Raw genomic sequence first — 21,523 nt, forward strand, 5'->3', positions numbered from 1 at the left:
TTTTTTCAGTTATTAACATCATTCATTGCATCGTAGTTTTTAGACTCTCTTCTAAATGTAAAGGCTGCAGCAAATTATAAAAATTAGCAACGTAATAGTCATTGTATATAAAGACATTGCAAGCTTGCCACTGGAAATACTACCATCATAGATAATAAAAGTGCTTCCCCATCATTTACCTCCTCCCCGATAGTTTCTGCCCATTTTACTACCTTATTTAATTAAGGTCGATTATTCACTAATGTTAGCTCGTATTATATACTTACTATATAATTTAATTATTAAATAATTTAACAGGCTGTGATACTATGTCAAAAAACGATCAATTACCTTATGTAGAAGTCATTATGAGAGAAATGCTGGAAATACAGCAAAAGTCGAAAATGTTTGTCAACCTTCTATCTGAAGGAGAATCCTTATCTCAAAATCAACTAATTCTTTTGCTCCAGCTAAAAATAAATTCCGGTATGAAAGCAACCGAAATTGCTGATTTCTTCAGTGTGACTCCTGGTGCCGTTACATCAATGTGCGATAAGCTGGAAAAATTAGAATTAATACATCGTGTTAGAGAAAGTGGAGACCGACGTGTTGTGAAAATTGTATTAACGAATAATGGTGAAACTAAGGTTCAAAATTTATTTTTAAAGTTCTCTCAAGAAAAACTTACTGATATGGCTAAGGTTTTGAGTGATGTTAATCAGTTAATGAAAAAAATATTTTAGGATTTCATAAAGATGAAGTCCTTTTTTATTGCCTAGAAAATATGTAAGGTCATTCAAGAAATTCACATTATCTCATTGGTTCATTATTCACTTGCACAACTGATTTATATCATATAAACTACTAAAAAATTATTATTATTCATACCCTTCTTAATATAAATACTATTAAAAATATTCTGATTCGATTTAATATAAATATTATAATGGAATATAAGAGGTGAGTTCATGCGTTTAGAAGTGAATCAAAAATTAGATTTAAAATTAGCTATGACAAAACAACTGAGACAAGCAATAGAGCTATTACAAATGCCTTCAGATGAGCTTGAAACATTTCTTATAGAACAATCACTTTCAAACCCCTTAATTGAAGTGAAAGATAGCTTTCACTTTAAGGAAGGTTATCATACAAGCAAATATATGAATCTACCCGAAAACAATACGGAGTACAGGATATCAAATGTAGATCACCTTTTAAGTGAAATTCGTTTAACTTATCATTCATCTGAAGACTATCAGATTCTTCAACAGCTTATTCTAAACTTAAATGAGTTTGGCTATTTACCAAATGCAACTCAGTTATTTTCACAGTCACAATACAATCACGCTTTACAGCTTCTGAAAAATTTAGATTATGTAGGTGTGGGGGCTACAAATTTAAAGCATTGCCTACTATTACAACTAGAAGCTTTCTATCCGGATGAATTATTTGCAAAGGAAATTATTCAATATCATTTAGAAAAATTAGCTGATCGTAAATGGAATGATATAAAAAAATGTTTACAAATAGATGAAGAAGAATTGAAATATACTATAAATATTATAAAATCATTAAACCCAAAGCCTTTTATACCTGATTATTCTAGTATGTCTGAAGTTGTTCGTCCCGATATCATAATTGACATTAAAGATAATTTCATTACTTACGCTTTAAGTAATTGGTTCTCCCCTTCTATTACTATGACGAAAATAGAGTCGATGTACTTATCAGCAGAAGACCAGAAACAAATGAATAAATGGGAAAAGGATTACAACTGGTTATCTCAATCTCTTGAACAACGAAGAGAGACAATGATTGCTATAATGGAGTACTTAATACAAGAGCAATTGGAAGCCCTTAAAAATGGACTACAATTTATAAAACCAATGACTCTTAAGGATATATCCGTAGCTATTAATCGTCACGAATCTACTGTTAGTAGAGCAACGATGAACAAATATATTCAGGCTCCCTGGGGAACTTTCTTAATGAAAAATTTATTTTCATCTAAGGTAACAACTCATTCTGGGGAAGATATCTCTAAAGAAAAAATAAAAACACAAATTCTTGAACTTGTGAAAAATGAAAACAAGAAAAAACCATTATCCGACAACAAAATACTGGAACTCATTTGCAGCCAGGAAGAGGTTGAGCTATCTAGAAGAACTATCGCTAAATACCGAGATGAATTAAATATCCCTTCATCCTCTAAACGAAAGGAATTATAGAATGCAAAGAAAGGTGAAGAGAATAGCTAAGCTCTTCTTCACCTTTTGATATATTAAAGGGGAATTTTTTTAATGGTCGTCATTTTTTTCTTGTTAAGTTTTCCATCTGCTTGTAATTTACATCTTTCTCAAACCACATTTTTATTGCCTTGCGATTTTGCATAACTAGCATGGTCATGCCGTTTTGTATACGGGCTCCTAAATTTTTAGCTTGCTTAAGAAATGCTGTATATTGGGGATTATAAATGACATCCGAAACAATTACATTTTCTTTTAGCTGTACAATATTTAGAGGCATGGCATCTGTATGGGGCCACATACCTATAGGGGTAGTTTGAATGATAATATCGTATTTAACTATTTGCTGTTCAGCTTCTTCGTAGGATATGACCCTGACATTCGGCTTATCTATCGTATTTTTCACCTTATTTACGGTACGGTTTGTTATATCAATTTCAACATCTTCAAATTGCAGGAGCTCAAAGTAGATGGATTTAGCAACTCCTCCAAATCCAATCAAAAGAATTTTCAATCCATTCAAATCTGATAGGCTAAACTCTTGTAAAAGCCCTGCTAACCAGGCTTGACCATCAAAATTATATCCAATAAGCTTGCCGTTCACTGCTTGAATAATATTAACAACACCAGTATTTTTAGCAGTTATATCTAATTCATCTATATATGGAAGCACCTTCTCCTTATAGGGAATTGTAACAATTAATCCTCCTTCACGGCTGGATTTTAAGTGCATCATAAAATTTTTTAATCCATCATCCTCCACTTCAAATTTTTGAAACGAGGCTTGAATATTATTCTCTTTATAGGTTTCATTTTGCAGTAAAGGCGAAAGCGAGTGCTCTAAGGGGTTTCCCAAAATACCATAGACTTGAATAAATATCACCCTCTCTATTGTTATTGATTCCAAATAACTAGCTTTAACTCTGTCATTTCCTCTATAGCATATTTTACACCCTCTCGGCAGTTACCACTTTCTTTCACACCTCCATACGGCATATGGTCTACTCTAAATGTTGGTATGTCATTGATAACTACTCCACCTACTTCTAAAAGATGCATGGCTTTCGAAGCGTTTTGAATATCATTTGTAAAAATACCAGCTTGTAATCCAAACCGAGAATCATTTATTGCATCAATCGCTTCTTGAACAGCACTAATTTTATTTACTGTCACAATTGGCGCAAAGACCTCTTGGCATGATACTTTTGAAGTCGAAGGTACTTCAGCTAAAATAGTAGGCTTTAAAATATTTGCCTCTATTTGGCCTCCACTAATTAATTTTGCTCCGTCTGCTATTGCCTCATCAATCCAGCTTAGGGCACGATTATTGTCCTCTAAACTAATCAGCGTCGAAATATCAGTCGTTATATTCAACGGATCCCCCAATACCAATTTCTCAGCCTTTTCTTTAAACTTTTGCAAAAATTCTTCTGCTACACTTTCATGCACATAAATTCGTTGTAATGAAATGCAAATTTGCCCTTGATTTGAAAATGCCCCAACCACACATTTGTCAGTTATCATATCAATATCTGTATGTTGATCGATGATTAATCCTGCATTCGATCCTAGTTCCAAGGAGACTTTCTTTAGTCCAGCACGTTGTTTTATACCTAATCCAACACCTGGACTTCCAGTAAACGTAACCATCTTTACTTTTTCACTTTCTACTAAAACATCTCCAACTGTTCTTCCACTTCCAGTTATCAAATTAAATGCGCCTTTAGGTAAATCTGTTTGACTTAATAATTCCGCTAAAAATATGGATGATAACGGTGTTTGGGAAGCTGGTTTTAGAACAACTGTATTACCCGCCGCAATTGCTGGCCCTAATTTATGTGCGACTAAATTCATCGGGAAATTGAAGGGCGTAATAGCTGCCACCACTCCTAATGGTTCACGAATTGTTAATCCAATTTTATTTACACCATTTTTGGCAGCATCGATTGGTAGAACTTCACCGTAAATTCGTTTTGCCTCTTCTGCCGCAAATTTATAAGTTTCTATCGTTCGTTCTACTTCGCCTATTGCAAATTTCAAAGGCTTCGCAGATTCTAATGAAATAATCTCTGCAGCTTTTTCTTTATTAGCAATTAATAGATTTACCAACTGTTCTAATATATTTGAGCGCTCATACGCTGTTAGGTTTCTCATTACTTTAAATGCTTCCTGTGCTGCATCGATTGCCTCTTCCACCTGCTCAGTTGAAGCCTGGGCGATATTTGCAATCGTTTGTTGTGAATAAGGTGACTTTAAATCACTATATATTTCACTTTCTCTCCATTGTCCATCAATATATAAATTTTTTCTCATCGTGATAGAACACCTCCATCGACTGGGATTAAAATTCCTGTAACATAATCAGATGCTTTGGTAGCCAAAAACATTGCCGTCCCTACAATATCTTGAGGATCACCCCATTTTTTAGATGGAATCCGGTCCTCAAATTCTTTTTTACGTACTGGATCCTGTAAAATATCAGAATTCATATCTGTTAAAATATACCCTGGGGCAATAGCATTTACTTGAATTCCATATTGAGCCCATTCATTAGATAATGATTTTGTTAATTGTAGTACTGCACCCTTACTCGCTGAATAAGGTGAAGAATTGTACGCTCCAACAATGGATACGATTGAGCTTAGATTGATAATTTTACCCTGTCCAAATTTTTTCATTTCAACTGCAGCCAATCGACTTAATTCAAATAAAGATAGGACATTTAAGTTAAATATTTTTTGCCATGTATCTAATGGTACATCCACCGCTGGACTACGCTTAATAATACCAGCGCAGTTAATAAGAACATCTAATTTTCCATCTAATAGCTCTAAAGCTTGTTTAAAATATAGTTTTATTTTCTCGACTTCCATTAAGTCGCATTTAATATAGCCAACATTTAAAGAGCTAAGTGACGCTACTTTATCAGAAATATCTAAAACAACAATTTCAGCTCCAGCCTGCTTAAAGGCCTTAACAAATTCGTGTCCAATTCCTTGGGCCCCACCAGTTACAATTATTTTTTTTCCTTTTAGATTAAAAAGTTCAGTGAAGTCTGTCATGTTAATGAACCCCTTTACCAATACTTAAATTAGCTACTTCCATAAATATTTCAGACAGAGAAGGGTGTGGTTGAATCATTTCAGCCATTTCATACACGGTACCTTCAAGACTCATATACGCCAATCCTTGTCCAATTAATTCTGTTACATACGGACCTACCATACACATACCATAAATTTCACCATATTTAGAATCTGTAAATACTTTGACAAAGCCATCTTTTTTTCCTAAAGTCTGAGCTTTTCCATTTCCAAAAAGATTATATTTAGTAACTGTGTAATCAACACCCTTATTTTTCAAGTCATTTTCTGATTGGCCAATACTTGCAATTTGTAAATTTGTATAAATACATCTTGGCACGATAGAATAATCCATTTTCTTTTGATTGCCTAAAATATTCTCAATAACAGTTAACCCTTCTGCACTTGCAACGTGAGCAAGCTGGTATCCACCTATTACATCCCCGACCGCATAAATAGTTGAAATATTGGTTTGTAAATGATCATTAACTTTAATAAATGCTCCATTATATGCTAGATCTATGTGCTTAGTCGCAGAATCGTTTGGTGTCCGCCCTACTGCGATAAGTAGCTCTTCTGAAGAAATGACATCTTTCTCGCCCGATTTCTTCTCAACCACTAGCATCTTACATCCATTTTCTTCACTTACACTTGTCACAAGATGGTCTGTTAAAATATTAATTCCTTTGTCGTGAAGCTTTTTGTGTAAAGCTTTTGAGGCTTCTTCATCCTCCATAGCAATAATTCTGTTGCTATATTCAATAATCGTCACTTTCGATCCTAAACTGCTAAATACATCTGCTAGCTCTACGCCTATTACCCCACCACCAACAATCGTTAGAGACTTCGGTAATGTTTTAAGATCAAAAATTGTATCTGTTGTATGATATTGCACATTCTCTAAGCCTTCTACTTTCGGAATAAGTGGACGGCTTCCTGTTGCAATAATAATATTTTTTGTTGAAAGAGTAGTCTTTTCATTATTTGAAATGACTTCAACCTCTTGAGAATTTTTTATTAATCCTAATCCATTAAATACTTCTATTTTTCTAGCTTTTAATAAAGATTGAATACCCATTCTTAAATTTTTAAGAACGGAATTTTTGTAGGTAACCATACCCTCCATGGAAAATTCCACGTCCTTTACTAAAATCCCACGTTGCTTTCCTTGCTCAATTTCCTCTAGTATTTCTGCATTTTTTAGATAGGTTTTTGATGGGATACAGCCTTGATTCAGGCAAGTTCCACCAAGCTGCTCTGCCTCTATAAGCGCAACCCTTAGTCCTTCACTAGCTCCCCTCAACGCAGCAACATATCCGCCAGGGCCTCCGCCAATTATGATTACATCAAATGTTGTCATATTCTCACCTCAACTTAAACAAGCATTCTAAATGGATTTTCTAAATTTTCTTTCAAGTCTGTCATAAACTGAGCTGCCGGTGCTCCGTCAATTACTCGATGATCAAACGATAATGATAATTGCATCATTGAATTTATAACTACCTCGCCATTTTTTACAACTGGCTTTTCCACAATTCTTCCTACACCTAAAATCGCTGACTGTGGCTGATTAATAATTGGTGTAAATGAATCCACAGCATACATACCTAAATTACTAATCGTAAAAGTACCGTTTTCAAAATACTCTGGACTTAATTTTCCATTCTTTATGTTTGCAACTATTTCTTTACTTCTTTTTACAATCTCCGCTAAGCCTATTTGATCTGTATTTTCAATTACTGGTACTACTAAACCTTCATCTAGAGAAACAGCAAATCCAATATTGACCTCTTCATAAAAATGAATTTCGTTATTCTGTAATGAAATATTTAATGCTTTATTTTTAGATAATGTATGTGCAACTGCTTTAACAATTAAATCGTTATAGGATAATCGATACCCTGTTTCTTTCTCAATGACAGGTAGTAATTGTTTACGCAGAATTACACATTCCGTCATATTGATTTCTGTTGTCAATGTTACATGTGGTGCAGTGTAATAGCTTTCGCTCATTCGCTCTGCAATGACTTTTCTCATGCCTTTTAACGGTACTTTTTTGAGCTGTGAAGATTCTCTTTCTTGTGCTGATGTTGTCTTAGTAACAGCAGACAAGACATCCTTTTTCGTTATTTTACCGTGCTGTCCTGAGCCAATTAAATCTTTATCATCTATCTTTAGATCCTGAACCATCTTTTGTGCCAATGGCGTGATTTTAGATGTATCTTGTTGTAAGTAATTTTCGACATCCTGTTTTTGTACGCGACTGTTCGGACCTGTCCCAGATACAAGAGAAAGGCCAACCCCATTATCTTTTGCAAGCTTGTTGGCAGCAGGTGTTTTTCGCACTTTTTCTTGCTCATTGACTTCTTCCAATTTATTATCTCTTGATTCTGAGAAGTTTTCAGTTTGCTCTATTACCTCATTTTCTTCACCCATATAGGCAATAACTTCATGTACTTTTACCGTACTACCTGCATCATATACTTTTTTTAATAGATGTCCTGAAGATTCAGCTTCTACTTCTAGAACAATTTTATCTGTTTGAATTTCAGCAATGGGATCGCCTTCCTCGATAAACTCACCATCATTTACTAGCCAACTAACAATGATGCCCTCCTCCATCGTTGCTCCTAATTTGGGCATTACCACTTCTCTTGCCATTTTAGTTCACCTCTATTTGTTCATTAATTCTAAACATTTTTGATAAATATCTGATACTTGAGGGATTGCAGCCTTTTCAAGTTTTGGGTTGTATGGTATTGGTGCCTCTATTCCACCTAATCGTAAAATCGGTGCATCTAAGTAATCAAAGGCATCACTCTCTGCGATTAAACTAACAATTTCTGTACCAAATCCGCCTCTTTTCACTGCCTCATAAACGACTAGTACTCTTCCAGTTTTCTTGACAGATTCCAAAATTGCTTTTTCATCTAACGGAACAAGTGTCCTTGGGTCAATTACCTCCACATCAATTCCCTCTTGTTCTAGCTTTTGTGCAGCTTCTACCGCATGATTTACCATCATACCTGTAGCAATAATAGTAATGTCCTTCCCCTCTCGTTTAATATCTGCCACTCCAAGAGGAATTTCATAAGATTCTTCAGGAACATCTCCTTTTAGGTTATAAAGCATTTTATGCTCATAGAATAGAACTGGATTGTCATCTTTTATTGCAGCTTTTAGTAACCCCTTAGCATCGTAAGCATTGGAAGGTTGTACAACTTTTAGGCCTGGTATATGTGTCATCCAGGCTTCTAAGCTCTGTGAATGTTGTGCTGCAAATCCTGCACCAGAGCCAGCTGGTAATCTAACTACCATAGGAACCTTTGCTTTCCCTCCAAACATATAGCGCATTTTCGCCGCTTGGTTTACGATATTATCCATAGCAATTACAACAAAATCCGAAAATTGAATTTCTAAAATTGGGCGCATGCCTGTCATTGCTGAACCTACCGCACAGCCACTAATTGCTGCTTCTGAAATAGGAGTAATGCGAACTCGTTCAGGACCAAATTCATCAATCATTCCACTTGTGACACCAAAGGCACCACCATATACTCCGATGTCCTCACCCATAATAAATACGTCATTATCCTCACGCATTACCTGAGTCATTGCTTCTTTAATAGCTTCTGAATAACTAATTTCTCTCATCTTGATTTCTCCTTTTCCCCTAGGCATAAATATCTGTCATTAAAGTATCTAAACTTGGATCATCACTATTTTCAGCATATTCAACCGCTTCTTTCATCTGGTTTTGAGCTTTTTCGTTTAACTCTATGAATTCGTTTTCATTTATGACATTATTAGAAACTAGAATTTCCTTAAAAGCTTCGATTGGATCCTTAGCTTTCTTCCATTCCTTCTCCTCTTCGCGCGTTCTATATTTTCGAGCATCACTTCTTGAATGTCCTTCCCATCGGTAAGTTTCCGCTTCAATTAAAGTAGGACCCATACCCTGCTTCGCACGTTCGACTGCATCTTGTGTCGCTTTAATAACCTCTAAAATGTTATTACCGTTAATCGTTTCGCTAGGAATTCCGTAGCTCGATCCTCTGACAGCAATGGACTCTATATTTGTCATTTCCTTAATAGAACCTGACATTCCATATAAATTATTTTCACAGAAGAAAATTATAGGAAGCTTCCAAATTGAAGCAAGATTCAGGGATTCGTGGAACGCCCCTTCGTTTGTTGCACCATCTCCGAAGAAGCACAGTACTACATAGCCTAATTCCTTCATTTTAGATGTTAAAGCAGCGCCGACACCAAGCGGGAGACCAGCTGCTACAATACCGTTCGCACCAAGATTCCCAACTGTCATATCAGCGATATGCATTGAACCACCTTTACCCTTACAATGGCCTGTTACCTTTCCAAGTAGCTCTGCGACCATCTTATTAACATCTGTTCCTTTAGCAATACTATGTCCATGGCCGCGATGTGTGCTTGTAATCTTATCTTCGTTATTTAGTGGGAAACAAGCACCTACCGCTGTAGCCTCTTGACCAATACATAGATGCATAGTTCCATGAATTTTTCCTTGTTGATATAGTTGTTTCAATGTCTCTTCGAACTTTCTGATGAGAATCATGTCATACAACATTTTCTTTAAATCCTGATTGTCTAAGCCTAATTCCTGAAATAATAATTCATTTGACATATTTAGAACCTCCTAAAAATATTTACATTAATTATTAATGCAAAAAGCATGCCAACTTTTATTGATGCAAAAACCCAGTATTTTCTCATCGAACTGGAGAAAAAATGATGTATAATTGTGCCCAAGTGATGAATTATTACATCATGTCTACTTAAGGGGGGAGTATGAATGTTTTACAATCAATTAAAAATACTTGGGGTTATAGAGTGGGATCAAAATAGAGATGTTCTAGTATGTAATGAAACTGCCAAGACTTATGAAAAGTTTTTTGATGATATAAAAAAACAAATTTCTAATGGTTATAAGTATTTTTGTATGTTGAATTCTAACTTGGAAATAAATGTTCTAAACAATGTTGAGGATTTTTCTAAGCTAACAATTTTTTTATTACCTCTAGCAGAATCCGTTAACTTAAATCAGGAAATTGATAAATTGGATAATTTAAAAAAGGAACTTGATGAAGTTATTAATTCATCGTTTGACGGAATTGTTATTTCTGATGCCAAAGGGAAGATTATGTATCAGAATCCTGCTTATGAAAGAATTACAGAGCTTTCAACTGAATTTTGTATAGGAAAAAACCTACAATCATTAGTTGACAAAGGAATTATTGATGTTTCTGCATCATTGAAGGCTATCAAGGGGAATCGTGCTATTACAATAAGTCAGAAGATTAAAACAGGGAAAAGCGTTTTAGTTTCAGCCGTTCCAATCAGAAACAAGCAAGGCGAAATCATTAAAATTGTGAATAATGTTCGTGACTTAACCCAGCTAAATAATTTAGAGACAGAAATTCAACAATTAGAAATCAAAAATCAAAGAATCCATGAAGAATTACAACAATTAAAAGGGATTAGTGATCCGAAATATTCAATTATTGCACATTCTACACAAATGAAAGATGTCATTGACCGTGCTTTAAGAGTTGCACAAATTGATTCGGGCGTATTAATTCAAGGGCCGTCTGGTGTAGGTAAAGAAAAAATAGTAGATTTAATACACCGAAATAGTATTCGCAAGGACGGACCTTTGATTAAAATTAATTGTGGTGCAATCCCTGAATCTCTTCTTGAATCGGAATTATTTGGGTATGAATCGGGTTCTTTTACGGGTGCTACCAAAAAGGGCAAGGCTGGATTATTTGAGGCCGCTAATAATGGGACAATCTTTTTAGATGAAATTGGAGAAATGCCATTACAGCTTCAAGTAAAACTATTACGTATTCTTCAAGAGCGGGAAGTTGTGAGAATTGGCGGTACAACACCTATTCAAGTAGATGTCCGTGTCATTGCTGCAACAAACAGAAATTTATCGGATATGATTGAAGAGATGAAATTTAGAGAGGATTTATATTATCGACTTAATATTATTCCAATCAAAATTCCACCGCTTGAGCAAAGAGTAGAGGATATCATTCCTCTTATTTATCATTTTACGAATAATTTAAACATTAAATATGGATTAAACCGTTCTTTTTCATCTGAAGTGCTTGAAACATTTGCGAACTATAAATGGCCGGGGAATGTCAGAGAGTTACAGAACATCGTAGAACGAGTTGTTTTGATGAGTCAACATTCAGAGATTACGATGGATGATCTACAAAGGGAATTAAACTTAAACAGCGATAGCAGCATTCAAGTATCTAATAGCAATACTTTAATTACTCACCATTTACCGTTAAAGGATCAAGTTGAATCATTTGAGGAAAGTATTATTCGAGAAGCAATTAAAATTTATCCTAGTATAAGAAAAGCAGCAACTGCATTAAAAATTGATCAGTCTACACTTGTAAGAAAACTACAAAAATATAAAATAGAGAACCATTCTTAATAAAAAGTTGACCTCCTGTTTTTTATTATAGTAGAAATCTTCTTTTTTAGATTTGAAAAGTTAAAAAAGTCGATTTGCATCACATTTTTTGTGGCAAATCGACTTTTTCTTTTTTAGAGGTCAAACAACATTATTTACCAGATAATAAGTGTGGTAAAAATAACGTTAATTGAGGCACAAATGTAATGATGCCTAGTAATATTAGTAACGCTACTAAAATAGGTGTTAGATGTTTAAAGGTTTCTTCAAAACGTATATTTGCCACTTTTGCCCCAATAAACAGATTTAATCCCAATGGTGGTGTTAATAGGCCTAACGTCAAGTTAAAGCATACGATCATCCCAAAATGTAATGGATCTACTCCTAAAGGTATAACGATTGGTAATAGTAATGGGACGAATATTAATAATGCTGCAACAGTTTCAATAAACATTCCTACAACTAATAAGAAAAGGTTAATTAACACTAAAATGATAATCGGATTTGTTGTAAAGTCTGAAATACCATTAGCTATATATTGTGGCACTTGCTCTAATGTTAAAATTTTACCGAAGAACGTTGCAGTACCAACAAAAATCATAACAGATCCAGATGTAACAGCAGCGTTTAAAAATACATCCATTAAATCACTGAATCGTAATTCTTTATATATGAATATACTTACGATTAAACTGTAAACAACAGCAACTACTGCTGCTTCTGTAGGCGTGACAATACCACCATAGATTCCACCTAAAATAATAATAGGGGCTAATAATCCGAACTTTGCTTCATTTAATGATCGCCAAAAACCTATTTTTTCTTCCTCTGGTTGTTGGTCCACATAGCCTTCTTTTTTACATACAATATAGTTAATGATGACTAATATCACTGCAATTAATAAACCTGGGACAATACCAGCGATAAACAAATCACTAATTGATACCCCTGCCATGATCCCGTAGAAAATAAAGACAATACTTGGTGGTATGATAGGACCAAGGGCACCTGCACTTGCTGTTAATGCTGCGGCGTATGGTTTCTTATAACCACTGTTAATCATGTGTGGTATCATAATTCCGCCGATACTGGCAACCGTTGCTGCACCTGATCCAGAGATTGCTGCAAAAATCAAACTTGCAAGTATTGTAATTAAACCTAAGCTTCCTGTCCAGGATCCCACCATTGATTTGAAGAAATCAATAAGTCTTCTAGAAATCCCCCCTGTACTCATTAATTCTCCCGCTAAAATGAAAAATGGTACAGCTAATAATGAGAACGAATCATTCGATGTAAATGTCGCTTGAATAAGAAATGAAATAGGTATTGTTCCTTCAATTAGAACAACAGTTAACGCAGAAATAGCTAAAGAAATTGCAATTGGTATATTTATTAATAGACACAGAATAAATACAATTGTGAGAATTCCAATGGCCCCTAACATTATTTCTCACCCTCTTTTCTCTTTACAAAAACATCTAATATCTCCACTACAAAAATTCTTATAGCCATTAAAAAATACCCAATTGGAATCCCTAAATAGACTACCCCCATTGGTAAATTAAGTGCTGCTGAGGTTGCGTTTTGTTTATATAAATTAAATGCATATTGAAAGCCCAGATACGAAATATATAAACTGAACAGCATCCATATAAAACTACCTATCAAGTTCACATATGGACGAATTTTTTTGGGGATAATCATATTTAATGCTTCTACTCTAATATGCGCTTTCGTAATGACAGCATAGCTTGCACTAATAAAAACAAACCAAACAAACAAATATCTTGATAGTTCTTCTGCCCAAACAATTGAGGAGTTAAAAACATATCTTGAAACCACAGCTGCAAACATAACTAATGTCATAATTAATAGAATTGCAAAGCTAGCATAAGCTTCAATTGGTTTCTTCATAGGCTTCTCCATTGCTTGTCCCCTCCCTTTGTACCCTTGTAATTTCAATATGTTTCATTACAAGGGCAATATGTTGAATTTTATTTCTCAGGAAATTATTTCAATTCCCCTAGTAATTTAATAGCTAAATCATAATTTTCCTGACCAATTGCATCCATGTTCTCTTTGGCAACGTTTATTGTTGCATCTTTAAATTTCTTTCTCTCTTCTTCAGATAATTCAACTACATCTACACCTTTATCTTTTAAGCCTTCGATAGCATCTTTTTCAGCTTTGGTTACAAGGTCTATTGCATGTTTTGTATATGAAGCTACAGATTCATCTAACGTTTTTTTCATATCTTCGCTTAAACCATCATAGAAATCCTTATTTACTAGCACACCATGTAATAATAAAATGTGATTTGTCGCTGTAAAATGGTTATTTACTTCATAAAAGCGATCTCCGTAAATTAAAGGTGTTGTTGTAGAAACACCATCGATCGTCCCTTGCTGTAACCCTGTAAACACTTCACTATAAGCCATTGGTGTTGGATTTGCTTTCATTGACTTCAATGTACTTAAATGTAAATTCGCTGATGAGCTTCTAATCTTTAAACCTTTTAAATCTGATGGTGCCTTAACAGATGTTTTACCGTTTAAAATGCTATAGTAGCCTAAATCAATGAACCCAAGCAGATACATATTGGATTTATCAGCAACCTCTTTCTTTAATAAGTCACCATATTCTCCTTCTAGGAAAGTGTAAAACTGTTCACGGCTATCAAATAAAAAAGGTACATCGAAAATATTAAAAGCATTTGCACCAATTGAATTCGCAATACCGTATGCAGATGTTGTTGACAATTGAATCGTACCGTTTTGTAATAATTCTGCTGTTGTTTCATCAGAAGTAGTTAAAGTACCACCATTATAAATTTCAACTTTTACATCGCCATTGCTTTTCTCTTCAATGGTATCTTTAAAATTATCATATCCTAAATTTAAAAAGTTATTGGCATCGACTTGGTTTGCCATTTTTATCGTAATTGCTTTACCATTCGATGCTGATTCTTTTCCACCATTGCTTGAACACGCTGCTAAAAATATTAACGACAATGCCATTATTGAAAACATTAATTTCTTTAGTACTTTTTTATTTTTCATTGTATAAGCCTCCTATTTTTCACAAAATTAGTTCAATAGATTTGATAATTATTGTCCAATTCTACAGGTTTAAAAATTCATTTTAGATTGCCCACCATCTACATTGATGGTTGCACCAATAATCCAAGAAGCTTTTTCAGACGATAAATAAACGACTACATCTGCAATTTCTTCTGGTTTACCAAAGCGACCTGCTGGAATATCATTCTTTACAAACTCTTCAATTTTATAAGGATCCTCTCTTGTTAACCTTCCCCAAACGCCACTTTCATGATAAACGCTACCAGGCGCAATGCTATTAACCCTTACACCGTATTTAATGACTTCGTGTGCTAACGCTTTCGTGAAACTTATTAATGCTGCTTTTGCATTATTGTAGGTTGCCTTGCCTCCACTTTCCCTACCATAAATAGAAGAAATATTAATAATATTGCCGCTTCCTTGTTTCTTCATATGTTTAAGAACCAATTTGCTAAGATGTACACTCGAAAAGTAATTTAATTCAAATGCTTCATAGAAATTCTCCATGGGCGTTTCTAATATACTAGAGCCATTACTTCCCCCAGCATTATTTATCAATATATCGATATGATCATGATCTAATATGTATTTTTCAATTAGACCTTCACGCTCATAATTATTCGTAATATCAGATTGATAGGTTGTTACATTTTTTAACTGCAGTTTCGCTTCATTCAAATGCTCTATAGAACGACCAACAATTGAAACGTTTGCATTTTCTTCTATAAACCTTTTTGCTATTTCCAGTCCAATACCTTTTGAACCACCAATAATCAATACATTTTTTCTAGCTAGATTCAACTCCATATTATTGCTCACTTTCTTGGGATTATCGTTTAACCACCCAATTTTTATCTTCCTAAAAACCCACCGTCTACCGGTAAGAGGATCCCATTGATATAGTTTGATTTATCTGAGCATAAAAATTGTAAAGCACCTGCTAATTCATTCGGCTCGCCAAAGCGTCCAGCAGGTATACGGCTAATTAGTGATTGATATCTTGACTCATCTTCAAGAATAAATTGATTTAATGCTGTATTATAATATCCAGGAGCAATTGCATTTACATTAATACCCTTTTTGGCCCATTCATTGGATAATGATTTTGTCAGTTGGGCAACCGCTCCTTTACTTGCAGAATAGGCAGATGCATTATAACCCCCCTGTACAGCTAATACAGATGCAATATTAACTATTTTCCCAGCGCCCTTTTTCAACATTTCATGATATGCAAGTCTACTTAATTCGAATATTGCAGTAACATTAACGTCAATAATTTTTTGGAAGTCCTCAATCGGTAAATCAATCGCAGGCATCGGTTTATGGATTCCGGCATTATTTACAAGAATATCTAACTCCCCACCTAATAGTTGGACTGCTATATGGAATACTTCAGGAATTTTCTCTAAGTTCGATAGGTCAGCTCGTACTCCGTATACAGTAAATCCTTCATTCTGCATATCTTTAGCAATCTTCTCTACATCATTGGAGTAATCAATAATGCAAACCTCAACACCATATTCACAAAGCCCCTTTACCATTGCTAACCCGAGACCTTGAACGCCACCTGTAAGTATTGCTTTTTTACCTTGTAAACTTTGCATAGATTCCACCCTTTACTGAATTCGCTTTCATTAATTTGTACTCTTTTCCATCAGCTCAATAATATATCCATCGGGATCATACATATAAATAGCTTTTGATCCCTTATTTGCACCTAATGTAATATCTACAATTTTTTTAGATCTAAATTGAACTCCAGACAATTTTAGATACTCGTACATTTCTTCTATTCCTTCAACCATTAGACAAATATGTCCCGATCCATAATCGCATGGACGAACATTGCCTGGATATCTTTCCATGCCTACATACTCAAGTAACTCTATTTCATTCCCTCCTGGAATTCTAATAAATGCAATTTTGACCTCTTGTAAATTGACAAGTTCAACTATGTCTGAAATATATTCATTACTTGAAATTTGTCTCGAAATTAATTCTAAACCTAACTTATTTACATAAAAATCTAAAGAAATCTCTAAATCCTTTACTGTTATTCCACTATGGATAAAACCTGTGACATTCCCCTTCACATTTATCCCCCCTTTCGCTTCACTTTTATATCATGCAAAAATCGTGCCAATTTTAAACCGCGATGAATAGTTAGTAAATTTAGATTAATAACACAGATGTCCCATAAAAATATTTGCAAAAAATCATCACTTGATGATTTTTAACATCATTTCATTTTAGGGCTTTCCAATTTGTATTTCCTAGAAAATTTATAAGGACTCATTAGCGTAGATTTAGGTGAATTATTGGTTCTTGACAAAAGGGAGGTGCATGTATTTTAATTAATATATATTTTAATAATTAAAATATATATTAATTAAATTAAAATGAGGTGAATATTTTTGATTCAAAAACTCCGCACTGTAACCCTCACTAATGGCAACATTAAAGACTTAGCTACAGACTGTGAGCAATTAAATATTCGGGGAGCGGTTGCTTTACATCAAGAAATACGACTGAAAAAAATCTCAACACATGGACATAGTTCTTTTCAATCCCGTGTAACAGCACAGATTTTAAACAGTTCAGGATCATGCAGATTAAAGGATTATTGTGAAATAAACGAAATTACGAGTGCTGGTAGCTTTAAGCTGAACAATGGAAAAGTAATAAAGCTAAATAGCTCTGGAAAGTTAACCATTGAACAAAGTTTAGAGGCAGAATCCGTAGATGTAATTGGTATAGTGAAAGCAGCAAAAATAAATGCTAAAAGTTTTGCTTTAAAATTGTCTGGTGAAAGTGACATTAAAGAACTACATGCTGATGATATTTGGATAGAGAAGGATAAGATTACCATTCTTCCATTATTAAAGAAAAAGTTAAATTGTAATTGTCTAAAGGGGAAAGTTGTACGTCTGTCGTATACGAACGCAGAAATAGTGGATGGAGACGTTGTCAACGTAGGAAGGAATTGTAAAGTCAAAACGCTTTATTATACGGAAAGCTATTCCATTGCGCCAAATTCAAAAGTGCAAAAAATTATACGGAGGGAAAAAGAATGACAATCATAAAAATTATACAAAGCTTTTTTTGCTCATTAGCCCTCTTTGTATTAGTAATCCTCTATGCTGGCTTGATTTTAAGTGCATTATTATCAATAGTAGGTGGTCTCTTACGAACGGTTGGACTTGAGCAAATCAAGATGAGCCTTTGGAGTGGTGTTGACCTTCCAGTCGCTTACAGTATTCCCCTAGCCCTTCTCGTAGCTCTGCTGCTTTTCTTTTGTTCAATCTATGTCAAACGCTCTATCCAATTTTGTTTATCAAAGCTTAAATTTTAAAATATAGAAGCACATCTTTTGTTTGATAATAAAAGATGTGCTTCTAAGAATTTATAAATCTACAACTCTCCTTCAAGAAAATTGATTACGAATGTTTCAGGATTTACAAGAAATTCTTTAAAGCTACACAAATCAGCATATTCTTGATGCTCCACATCATAGCAGCCAATTTGCTTTTTCCTTGGATTCCATACGATTTGTAAATCAGAATAATTGTCTACATATGCAGACAAACGTAGTAGCTTTTGACGGCCAACCTTCATTTCAATGGTGTCTGTCAGGGTGAAAAAGTCGATATATCTGATGTCGTAATCATTGGTATCTAGCTCTAGTCGTAGCTCTTCTCCTGTAAGAAAGCTAATCAGTTCATCACTCAACTTATATTTCTTTACCTCATATTTTTTGTTCTCCAAATCATGAAGCATGGCTGGCTCCAATGCTTTCAAATAGTCAGCCAAAATAGTATTTTTAAGGCCCACCGCAATCGTATATGGGCGCTCGCCATCCTTTTCTGCTAAAGTAACGTTTGCGCCACGCTCAACCAAGTATTTCACCATTGTTAGATTCCCCATTCGTGTTGCCACAGTTAATGGGGTTGCTTGATAAGGATAAACCATATCTGGCTTATTATAATTAATGTCCACTCCTTGATCGAGTAAATATGTAACTGTCTTCATGTCATGATTCGACACAGCCTGACGCAATACTGGACCACCGTACTGTCTTATATCCAGACCTAGCTCATGAATGAGTGGAATATTATTTTTATTACCATAGTAGGCTTGTGAATAGGCGCCAGACCCGACCTGATTAAGCATGTCAAGCTTCGCTCCATGCTGTACAATATAACGCACTACATCTTCTTTACAATAACGAACAGCTAGCAAAAAGGCTGAATTATTTTTAACATTCAAATTGACACCGTGCTCTACTAGCAGCCTTATCACATTCAGTCTCTGTAACCTTAACGACAAATCTAATGGACTTAATGAGATATGTTGACTTAATATAATGTCCTCTTCAATATCCCAGCCCCCTCCAATGGCAAGTAATAAAGCTGGCACATTTCCGTTGTATATATGCATTGCCATTTCTGGTAGTTCATGAAATTTACCAATATTTTTTAGATTAATCATCTATCCCATTCCTTTCTTTATGAAAAGTTTAGATAACAACTTTAGCGAAAACAATCAGTCCATAAGCTGGCAAGTTCACGAAAGACTATAGAAGTATTAAGGTATTTTTCATCTTTAATTAGCACCCTAAGCGTTGAATGCTTCTCCGAAATAATGCTGCTCATTCAATTTTTGTATTAAATATTTGTAAATTTGTCATTATTTACAGCATATTCTAATATAATAGAATTAATTGATACTAACGGATAAAAAAATAGAATCCCCAATCCTTTATTTGATTGAAGATTCTATGCTATGGAAACGGTTGTCCAAATGTTGCTTAAATGCTAACATCTGCCGTCTCCACATTTAGTATTTATTTTAAAGCAAGTGCTTTATTAGTTGTTTCATTAATCTCTTTCAGAAGCTCTGGATTTTGTGCTAATGACAAGCCATAAGATGGAATCATTTCTTTAATTTTTGGCTCCCATTCTTTGATATGTTGAGGGAAACATTTATTGATTACCTCAAGCATAACGTGAACAGCCGTAGAAGCACCTGGTGAAGCTCCAAGTAAAGCTGCAATTGATCCATCAGAAGCGCTTACAACTTCTGTACCGAATTGAAGCGTTCCTTTTCCGCCAGCTTCTGTGTCTTTAATTACTTGTACACGTTGTCCAGCAACAATAATATCCCAATCATCGCTCTTCGCATTTGGAATGAATTCACGTAACTCATCCATGCGCTGCTCTTTTGAAAGCATAAGCTGTTGGATTAAATATTTTGTTAATCCCATCTCTTTAACGCCTGCCGCTAATAGAGTTGTGATATTATGCGGTTTTACAGAAGCAAATAAGTCCATATTTGAACCTGTTTTTAAGAACTTAGGTGAGAACCCTGCAAATGGTCCAAATAATAATGATTTTTTGTTATCAATATAACGTGTATCAAGATGTGGAACTGACATTGGTGGAGCACCAACTTTTGCTTTTCCGTACACTTTTGCATGATGCTTTTCAGCTACTTCTGGATTATTACATTGTAAGAATAAACCACTAATTGGGAATCCACCAATATGTTTTCCTTCAGGAATACCTGATTTTTGTAGCAATTCTAGGCTTCCTCCACCAGCGCCAAGGAAGACAAATTTTGCTGAATGATATTCCATTTTACATCCATCTAAATCATGTACACGTACTTCCCATGTTCCATCGCTTGCTTGTTTTAAACTTTCAACACTGTGATTGTAGTTAATATCTACATCCATTGTTTTTAAGTGATCAAATAACATACGTGTTAAAGCACCAAAGTTAACGTCAGTACCAGTGTCAATTTTTGTTGCAGCAATAGCTTCGTCTGCAGTACGGTCTTGCATGATAAGAGGAATCCATTCCTTTAGTTTTTCTGGATCATCAGAAAATTCCATACCTTGGAATAAAGGATTTTTCGTCATTGTTTCATGACGTTTTTTTAGGAACTCAACATTGTCTTTTCCTTGTACTAAGCTCATATGTGGTAAAGGCATAATGAAGTCTTGTGGGTTATTGATTAGTTTATTGTTTACAAGATGAGACCAAAACTGTTTTGAAACATGGAACTGCTCATTAACGTTAATCGCTTTGCTGATATCGATTGATCCGTCTTTTTTCTCTGAAGTGTAGTTAAGCTCACATAGTGCAGCATGCCCAGTTCCCGCATTGTTTAATTCATGAGAACTTTCTTCGCCAGCTTTATCGAGCTTCTCAAACACTGTAATTTTCCAATCTGGTGCTAATTCTTTGAGCAGTGTCCCCAAAGTCGCACTCATGATTCCGGCACCAATTAAGATAACATCTGATTTAATTTGTCTGTTACTCATTTTTACCTTCCTTATATATTAAGATTTGCAGAAAGGATGTAAGCACTCCGCTTAGATGTCAAAGCAAGCCATGGAGCGACCTAGGAGCACACCTTTTCTGTATCAATTATTACCTTATTGCAGTTTATCACAATTACTTGAAGATTAAAATATCAACTATTTATATGAGATTTAACGGCATATTTCGAGCCATTTCCTTCATAATTCAAGCGAAAAATGGACAAACACATAATTAAAAGTAACCATTGAAATTCATGTATTTTGGAATAATTGGCCTAAAAATGGTTAGCGCTTTCATATAAATGAATCAAGTTGATTATTATATCTATATAATAACA

Annotated in this window: 20 protein-coding genes; 5 read left to right on the forward strand and 15 right to left on the reverse strand. The window is 34.6% G+C overall.

Annotation, left to right across the window (positions count from 1 at the left end; genetic code table 11):
- The first annotated feature begins 308 nt into the window (after window positions 1–308).
- Complete coding sequence (locus AC2CGN_RS15760; RefSeq protein WP_484514824.1) at window positions 309–722, forward strand: MarR family winged helix-turn-helix transcriptional regulator; 414 nt, start codon at window positions 309–311, stop codon at window positions 720–722.
- Window positions 723–959: 237 nt separating this feature from the next.
- Window positions 960–2,207, forward strand: a complete 1,248-nt coding sequence (gene rpoN, locus AC2CGN_RS15765) for an RNA polymerase factor sigma-54 (protein ID WP_484514826.1) — start codon at window positions 960–962, stop codon at window positions 2,205–2,207.
- Window positions 2,208–2,286: 79 nt separating this feature from the next.
- On the opposite strand, the gene aroE is transcribed toward rpoN, so the two are convergent.
- From aroE to AC2CGN_RS15800, 7 genes are read right to left on the reverse strand one after another with little or no spacing between them, the layout of a single operon-like run.
- Window positions 2,287–3,132 carry a shikimate dehydrogenase gene (gene aroE, locus AC2CGN_RS15770; protein ID WP_484514828.1) on the reverse strand — a complete coding sequence of 282 codons (846 nt, stop codon included), beginning with the start codon at window positions 3,130–3,132 and terminating at the stop codon, window positions 2,287–2,289.
- On the reverse strand, window positions 3,120–4,538 hold the full coding sequence (locus AC2CGN_RS15775; RefSeq protein ID WP_283870148.1) for an aldehyde dehydrogenase family protein: 1,419 nt from the start codon (window positions 4,536–4,538) through the stop codon (window positions 3,120–3,122). Before AC2CGN_RS15775 ends, aroE begins: the two co-directional genes overlap by 13 nt.
- On the reverse strand, window positions 4,535–5,287 hold the full coding sequence (locus AC2CGN_RS15780; RefSeq protein ID WP_484514830.1) for an SDR family oxidoreductase: 753 nt from the start codon (window positions 5,285–5,287) through the stop codon (window positions 4,535–4,537). The genes AC2CGN_RS15775 and AC2CGN_RS15780 overlap by 4 nt, the downstream gene beginning before the upstream one ends.
- Before the next feature lies 1 nt (window position 5,288).
- Window positions 5,289–6,668, reverse strand: coding sequence for a dihydrolipoyl dehydrogenase (lpdA, locus tag AC2CGN_RS15785; protein WP_484514832.1), 1,380 nt, complete (start codon window positions 6,666–6,668; stop codon window positions 5,289–5,291).
- 14 nt (window positions 6,669–6,682) lie between these two features.
- Window positions 6,683–7,969: a dihydrolipoamide acetyltransferase family protein gene (locus tag AC2CGN_RS15790; protein ID WP_484514834.1), complete on the reverse strand. Its 1,287-nt coding sequence runs from the start codon at window positions 7,967–7,969 to the stop codon at window positions 6,683–6,685.
- A gap of 12 nt (window positions 7,970–7,981) precedes the next feature.
- Window positions 7,982–8,962 (reverse strand): alpha-ketoacid dehydrogenase subunit beta, encoded by a 981-nt coding sequence (locus tag AC2CGN_RS15795; RefSeq protein WP_429983519.1) that lies wholly within the window; start codon window positions 8,960–8,962, stop codon window positions 7,982–7,984.
- Between the two features lie 19 nt (window positions 8,963–8,981).
- A complete protein-coding gene (locus tag AC2CGN_RS15800) occupies window positions 8,982–9,971 on the reverse strand; it encodes a thiamine pyrophosphate-dependent dehydrogenase E1 component subunit alpha (protein WP_429983520.1) in 990 nt (329 codons plus the stop codon).
- A 168-nt stretch (window positions 9,972–10,139) separates the two neighbouring features.
- Here AC2CGN_RS15800 and AC2CGN_RS15805 point away from each other — a divergent pair, with 168 nt between their 5' ends.
- Complete coding sequence (locus AC2CGN_RS15805; protein ID WP_429983521.1) at window positions 10,140–11,801, forward strand: sigma-54 interaction domain-containing protein; 1,662 nt, start codon at window positions 10,140–10,142, stop codon at window positions 11,799–11,801.
- A gap of 130 nt (window positions 11,802–11,931) precedes the next feature.
- Here AC2CGN_RS15805 and AC2CGN_RS15810 read toward each other — a convergent pair whose 3' ends face one another.
- The 6 genes from AC2CGN_RS15810 to AC2CGN_RS15835 all read right to left on the reverse strand — a co-directional run bounded on the left by AC2CGN_RS15810 (window position 11,932) and on the right by AC2CGN_RS15835 (window position 16,953).
- A complete protein-coding gene (locus AC2CGN_RS15810; protein WP_286923163.1) occupies window positions 11,932–13,224 on the reverse strand; it encodes a TRAP transporter large permease in 1,293 nt (430 codons plus the stop codon).
- Complete coding sequence (locus tag AC2CGN_RS15815; protein ID WP_429983522.1) at window positions 13,224–13,706, reverse strand: TRAP transporter small permease; 483 nt, start codon at window positions 13,704–13,706, stop codon at window positions 13,224–13,226. Before AC2CGN_RS15815 ends, AC2CGN_RS15810 begins: the two co-directional genes overlap by 1 nt.
- A gap of 83 nt (window positions 13,707–13,789) precedes the next feature.
- Window positions 13,790–14,839: a TRAP transporter substrate-binding protein gene (locus AC2CGN_RS15820; protein WP_484514837.1), complete on the reverse strand. Its 1,050-nt coding sequence runs from the start codon at window positions 14,837–14,839 to the stop codon at window positions 13,790–13,792.
- Between the two features lie 69 nt (window positions 14,840–14,908).
- A complete protein-coding gene (locus AC2CGN_RS15825; protein ID WP_286923167.1) occupies window positions 14,909–15,667 on the reverse strand; it encodes an SDR family NAD(P)-dependent oxidoreductase in 759 nt (252 codons plus the stop codon).
- Window positions 15,668–15,711: 44 nt separating this feature from the next.
- The gene (locus AC2CGN_RS15830) at window positions 15,712–16,464 is read right to left on the reverse strand and encodes an SDR family NAD(P)-dependent oxidoreductase (RefSeq protein WP_286923168.1); all 753 of its coding nucleotides are present in this window, start codon (window positions 16,462–16,464) and stop codon (window positions 15,712–15,714) included.
- A 30-nt stretch (window positions 16,465–16,494) separates the two neighbouring features.
- Complete coding sequence (locus tag AC2CGN_RS15835) at window positions 16,495–16,953, reverse strand: VOC family protein (protein WP_484514839.1); 459 nt, start codon at window positions 16,951–16,953, stop codon at window positions 16,495–16,497.
- A gap of 321 nt (window positions 16,954–17,274) precedes the next feature.
- Here AC2CGN_RS15835 and AC2CGN_RS15840 point away from each other — a divergent pair, with 321 nt between their 5' ends.
- Window positions 17,275–17,934, forward strand: coding sequence for a hypothetical protein (locus AC2CGN_RS15840; RefSeq protein WP_484514841.1), 660 nt, complete (start codon window positions 17,275–17,277; stop codon window positions 17,932–17,934).
- On the forward strand, window positions 17,931–18,212 hold the full coding sequence (locus tag AC2CGN_RS15845; protein ID WP_429983527.1) for a hypothetical protein: 282 nt from the start codon (window positions 17,931–17,933) through the stop codon (window positions 18,210–18,212). The genes AC2CGN_RS15840 and AC2CGN_RS15845 overlap by 4 nt, the downstream gene beginning before the upstream one ends.
- Before the next feature lie 59 nt (window positions 18,213–18,271).
- Here AC2CGN_RS15845 and AC2CGN_RS15850 read toward each other — a convergent pair whose 3' ends face one another.
- Both AC2CGN_RS15850 and AC2CGN_RS15855 read right to left on the reverse strand, forming a co-directional pair.
- On the reverse strand, window positions 18,272–19,348 hold the full coding sequence (locus AC2CGN_RS15850; RefSeq protein WP_484514843.1) for an ankyrin repeat domain-containing protein: 1,077 nt from the start codon (window positions 19,346–19,348) through the stop codon (window positions 18,272–18,274).
- Window positions 19,349–19,703: 355 nt separating this feature from the next.
- Window positions 19,704–21,185, reverse strand: coding sequence for a malate:quinone oxidoreductase (locus tag AC2CGN_RS15855; RefSeq protein WP_283870163.1), 1,482 nt, complete (start codon window positions 21,183–21,185; stop codon window positions 19,704–19,706).
- Window positions 21,186–21,523: the final 338 nt, after the last annotated feature.

The organism is Lysinibacillus sp. DFXJR4, assembly GCF_057196045.1.

What these genes read in the sequence shown, in the direction of transcription:
- AC2CGN_RS15760 (WP_484514824.1), top strand. Translation starts at nt 309, where the DNA reads ATGTCAAAAAACGATCAATTACCTTATGTAGAAGTCATTATGAGAGAA.
- AC2CGN_RS15775 (WP_283870148.1), bottom strand. Translation starts at nt 4,538, where the DNA reads ATGAGAAAAAATTTATATATTGATGGACAATGGAGAGAAAGTGAAATA.
- AC2CGN_RS15780 (WP_484514830.1), bottom strand. Translation starts at nt 5,287, where the DNA reads ATGACAGACTTCACTGAACTTTTTAATCTAAAAGGAAAAAAAATAATT.
- lpdA (WP_484514832.1), bottom strand. Translation starts at nt 6,668, where the DNA reads ATGACAACATTTGATGTAATCATAATTGGCGGAGGCCCTGGCGGATAT.
- AC2CGN_RS15790 (WP_484514834.1), bottom strand. Translation starts at nt 7,969, where the DNA reads ATGGCAAGAGAAGTGGTAATGCCCAAATTAGGAGCAACGATGGAGGAG.
- AC2CGN_RS15795 (WP_429983519.1), bottom strand. Translation starts at nt 8,962, where the DNA reads ATGAGAGAAATTAGTTATTCAGAAGCTATTAAAGAAGCAATGACTCAG.
- AC2CGN_RS15800 (WP_429983520.1), bottom strand. Translation starts at nt 9,971, where the DNA reads ATGTCAAATGAATTATTATTTCAGGAATTAGGCTTAGACAATCAGGAT.
- AC2CGN_RS15805 (WP_429983521.1), top strand. Translation starts at nt 10,140, where the DNA reads ATGTTTTACAATCAATTAAAAATACTTGGGGTTATAGAGTGGGATCAA.
- AC2CGN_RS15810 (WP_286923163.1), bottom strand. Translation starts at nt 13,224, where the DNA reads ATGTTAGGGGCCATTGGAATTCTCACAATTGTATTTATTCTGTGTCTA.
- AC2CGN_RS15815 (WP_429983522.1), bottom strand. Translation starts at nt 13,706, where the DNA reads ATGGAGAAGCCTATGAAGAAACCAATTGAAGCTTATGCTAGCTTTGCA.
- AC2CGN_RS15820 (WP_484514837.1), bottom strand. Translation starts at nt 14,839, where the DNA reads ATGAAAAATAAAAAAGTACTAAAGAAATTAATGTTTTCAATAATGGCA.
- AC2CGN_RS15825 (WP_286923167.1), bottom strand. Translation starts at nt 15,667, where the DNA reads ATGGAGTTGAATCTAGCTAGAAAAAATGTATTGATTATTGGTGGTTCA.
- AC2CGN_RS15830 (WP_286923168.1), bottom strand. Translation starts at nt 16,464, where the DNA reads ATGCAAAGTTTACAAGGTAAAAAAGCAATACTTACAGGTGGCGTTCAA.
- AC2CGN_RS15845 (WP_429983527.1), top strand. Translation starts at nt 17,931, where the DNA reads ATGACAATCATAAAAATTATACAAAGCTTTTTTTGCTCATTAGCCCTC.
- AC2CGN_RS15850 (WP_484514843.1), bottom strand. Translation starts at nt 19,348, where the DNA reads ATGATTAATCTAAAAAATATTGGTAAATTTCATGAACTACCAGAAATG.
- AC2CGN_RS15855 (WP_283870163.1), bottom strand. Translation starts at nt 21,185, where the DNA reads ATGAGTAACAGACAAATTAAATCAGATGTTATCTTAATTGGTGCCGGA.